This is a genomic window from Streptomyces sp. WELS2 (assembly GCF_013870595.1).
Taxonomy (GTDB): Bacteria; Actinomycetota; Actinomycetes; order Streptomycetales; family Streptomycetaceae; genus Streptomyces.
Genome location: NZ_JACBWZ010000622.1, coordinates 1 through 3,771 on the forward strand (window position 1 = coordinate 1; position 3,771 = coordinate 3,771).

At 73.7% G+C, this 3,771-nt stretch carries 3 protein-coding genes; all 3 read left to right on the forward strand.

Annotated features, from left to right (window positions below; translation table 11 throughout):
- Nucleotides 1–79: 79 nt before the first annotated feature.
- The 3 genes from H5J33_RS26875 to H5J33_RS26885 all read left to right on the forward strand — a co-directional run bounded on the left by H5J33_RS26875 (nucleotide 80) and on the right by H5J33_RS26885 (nucleotide 3,724).
- A complete protein-coding gene (locus H5J33_RS26875; RefSeq protein ID WP_181797433.1) occupies nucleotides 80–1,087 on the forward strand; it encodes an LLM class flavin-dependent oxidoreductase in 1,008 nt (335 codons plus the stop codon).
- A gap of 81 nt (nucleotides 1,088–1,168) precedes the next feature.
- Complete coding sequence (locus tag H5J33_RS26880) at nucleotides 1,169–1,363, forward strand: antitoxin (RefSeq protein WP_181797434.1); 195 nt, start codon at nucleotides 1,169–1,171, stop codon at nucleotides 1,361–1,363.
- 30 nt (nucleotides 1,364–1,393) lie between these two features.
- A complete protein-coding gene (locus H5J33_RS26885; protein WP_181797435.1) occupies nucleotides 1,394–3,724 on the forward strand; it encodes an excinuclease ABC subunit UvrA in 2,331 nt (776 codons plus the stop codon).
- Nucleotides 3,725–3,771: the final 47 nt, after the last annotated feature.

The window sequence follows — 3,771 nt, forward strand, 5'->3', positions numbered from 1 at the left end:
GGAAATCCGGTGCGCGCCGGGACGGCGGGGCGTGCCCGCCCCCCGGGAATCCTGTGCGCGTCCGGGTGTTGAACTCTGTGTGAGCAGCACAGTGATCAGTCGCACCCGGTTCTCCGTCCTCGACCGCTCGCGCACCCGGGAGGGCCGTCCGCCCGGCGAGGCGCTGCGGGACACCGTGGCGCTGGCCCGGGAGGCGGAGGCGCTCGGCTACCACCGGTTCTGGGTGTCCGAGCACCACGGGGTGCCCGGGGTCGCCGGGTCCGCGCCGACCGTGCTCGCCGCCGCGGTCGCCGCCGCCACCCGCACCATCCGGGTGGGCACCGGCGGGGTGATGCTGCCCAACCACCGGTCCCTGGTCGTCGCCGAGCAGTTCGGGGTGCTGGAGTCGCTGTTCCCGGGGCGCGTCGACATGGGGCTCGGCCGCTCGGTCGGCTTCACGGACGGGGTGCGCAAGGCGCTGGGCCGGGACAAGGGCGACGCCGAGGACTTCGCCGCCCAGCTCGGGGAACTGCTGGGCTGGTTCACCGGCGGCTCGCCGACCGGGGTGCGGGCCCGGCCTGCGGAGGGCCTGACCGTGCCGCCGTTCGTGCTGGCCATGGGCGAGGGCGCCCGGATCGCGGCCCGCGCGGGCCTGCCCATGGTCATCGGCGATCTGCGGGGCCGGGAGAAGATGCTGCGCGGCATCGACCAGTACCGCTCCCTGTTCCGCCAGTCCCGCTGGGCGGCCGAGCCGTACGTGGTGATCTCCGGCACGGTCGCGGTCGCCGGCACCGAGGCCGAGGCCCGCCGGCTGCTGGTCCCCGAGGCCTGGTCGCTGGCGTACTCCCGCACCCACGGCACTTTCCCGCCGCTCGCCCCCGCCGAGTCCGTGGAGGCGCGCACGATGACGGCGAAGGAGCGGGAGCTCTACGAGGCCGCGCTCGCCGGGCACATCGCGGGCACCCCGGAGCAGGTCGCGCACGAGCTGGAGACCGTACTGAAGGAGACGGGCGCCGAGGAGGTGCTCGTGACGACCAGCACCTACGACCGTGCGGGGCTGCTGGACTCCTTCCGGCGGCTGGCCGCGCTGTTCGCGCCGGGCCGGTGAACCCCCTCCCTCCCGAGATGCGGTTCCGGCACGGTCCGGTGACCCTGGGAGGGCAAGCCTGTCAGAGACGAGGAGGCTGCCATGTCCATGCTGGACAAGCTCAAGCAGATGATCAAGGGCCATGAGAGCACGGCCGACAAGGGCATCGACAAGGGCGGCGACTACATCGACCAGCGCACCGGCGACAAGTACCGGTCGCAGGTCGACACCGGGCAGGACAAGCTGAGGGACGAGTTCGGCACCCGGCCGCAGGACCCGGGCAACCCTCCGCGGTAGCGGCGCACGGGGGCGGATAGAGTTCCCCCGATGCACACCCCTTACGACCCTTACGTCCGCGTCCGCGGCGCCCGCGAGCACAACCTCAAGGGCGTGGACGTGGACATCCCCCGGGACGTGCTGGCCGTGTTCACCGGGGTCTCCGGCTCGGGCAAGTCCTCGCTGGCGTTCGGCACCGTCTACGCCGAGGCCCAGCGGCGGTACTTCGAGTCGGTCGCGCCGTACGCGCGCCGGCTGATCCACCAGGTCGGGGCCCCGAAGGTCGGCGAGATCACCGGTCTGCCGCCCGCGGTCTCGCTCCAGCAGCGCCGCTCGTCCCCCACCTCGCGCTCCTCGGTGGGCACGGTCACCAATCTGTCCAACTCGCTGCGGATGCTGTTCTCCCGGGCCGGCAGCCACCCCCCGGGCGCGAAGCGGCTGGACTCGGACGCGTTCTCGCCGAACACGGCCGCCGGGGCCTGCCCGCGCTGCCACGGGCTCGGGGAAGTCCACGACACCACCGAAGAGTTGCTGGTCCCGGATCCCTCGCTGTCCATCCGCGAGGGGGCGATCGCGGCCTGGCCGGGCGCCTGGCAGGGCAAGAACCTGCGGGACATCCTGGATACGCTCGGCCACGACGTGGACCGGCCCTGGCGCGAACTCCCCGCCGAGCAGCGCCACTGGATCCTGTTCACCGACGAGCAGCCGGTCGTCACCGTCCACCCGGTGCGCGACGCCGACCGCATCCAGCGGCCGTACCAGGGCACCTACACGAGTGCGCGCCGGTATGTGCTCAAGACGTTCGCCGAGACCAAGTCGGCCACCCTGCGGGCGAAGGCGGAACGGTTCCTGACCAGCACCCCCTGCCCGGCCTGCGGCGGCAGCCGGCTGCGGCCCGAGGCGCTCGCGGTGACCTACGACGGCCGGACCATCGCCGAACTCGCCGCGCTGCCGCTGACCGGCCTCGCGGAACTGCCCGACGGCGGCGACGAGACGGCGCGCGTCCTCACGGCGGACCTGAAGTCCCGGATCGCGCCGGTGGTCGAACTGGGCCTCGGCTACCTCAGCCTGGACCGGGCCGCGCCCACGCTGTCCCCGGGCGAGCTGCAACGGCTGCGGCTGGCCACCCAGTTGCGCTCCGGTCTGTTCGGCGTGGTGTACGTGCTGGACGAGCCGTCCGCCGGGCTGCACCCGGCGGACACCGAGGCGCTGCTCACCGTCCTGGAGCGGCTCAAGGCGGCCGGCAACTCGGTGTTCGTGGTGGAGCACCATCTGGACGTGGTGCGCGGCGCCGACTGGGTGGTCGACGTGGGTCCCGGCGCGGGCGAGCACGGCGGCCGGGTGCTGTACAGCGGGCCCCCGGCCGAACTGGCCTCGGTGGCCGAGTCGGCGACGGCCGCCTACCTCTTCGACGAGTCGCCCGGTCCGGCGCGCGAGGTCCGCGAGCCGCGCGGCTGGCTGACGGTGGGGCCGGTGACCCGGCACAATCTGCGCGCGGTCACGGCCCGTTTCCCGCTCGGCGCGTTCACCGCGGTCACCGGTGTCTCCGGTTCCGGGAAGTCCACGCTCGTCGGGGAGTTGACCGGGGAACTGCCGGGGGTGGGCCGGCTGGTACGGGTCGACCAGAAGCCCATCGGGCGCACCCCGCGGTCCAACCTGGCCACCTACACAGGGCTGTTCGACGTCGTACGGAAGGTGTTCGCCGGCACCGAGGAGGCGCGGGCGCGCGGGTACGGGGTCGGCCGGTTCTCCTTCAACGTGCCCGGAGGGCGCTGCGAGACCTGCCAGGGCGAGGGGTTCGTCAGCGTGGAGCTGCTGTTCCTGCCGAGCACCTACGCGCCCTGCCCGGACTGCGCGGGCGCCCGCTACAACCCGGGGACGCTCGAGGTGTCGTACCGGGGGCGGACCATCGCCGAGGTGCTGGATCTGACCGTGGAGGCCGCCGCGGAGTTCTTCGCGGACACCCCGGCCGCCGCCCGGAGCCTGCGCACCCTGCTGGACGTGGGCCTGGGCTATCTGCGGCTCGGTCAGCCCGCGACCGAGCTGTCCGGCGGGGAGGCGCAGCGGATCAAGCTGGCGAGCGAACTCCAGCGGGGGCGGCGGGGCCACACCCTGTACCTGCTGGACGAGCCGACGACCGGGCTGCATCCGGCCGATGTGGAGGTGCTGACGGACCGGTTGCACGGGCTGGTCGACGCCGGGCACACGGTCGTCGTGGTCGAGCACGACATGACGGTGGTCGCGGGTGCCGACTGGGTGATCGACCTCGGCCCGGGCGGCGGCGACCGCGGCGGCCGCGTCGTGGCCGAGGGTCCACCGGATCGGGTGTCCCGGGCCGAAGGCAGCGCGACGGCACCGTACCTGGCACGGGTCCTGCCCTGAGCGCCCGGACCGGCACGGCTCACGGCCCGGTCACACCCTGAGGACCG

Bases quoted from the DNA above. Each gene is read 5' to 3' on its own strand.
- H5J33_RS26880 (WP_181797434.1), top strand. From the start codon at position 1,169: ATGTCCATGCTGGACAAGCTCAAGCAGATGATCAAGGGCCATGAGAGC.
- H5J33_RS26885 (WP_181797435.1), top strand. From the start codon at position 1,394: ATGCACACCCCTTACGACCCTTACGTCCGCGTCCGCGGCGCCCGCGAG.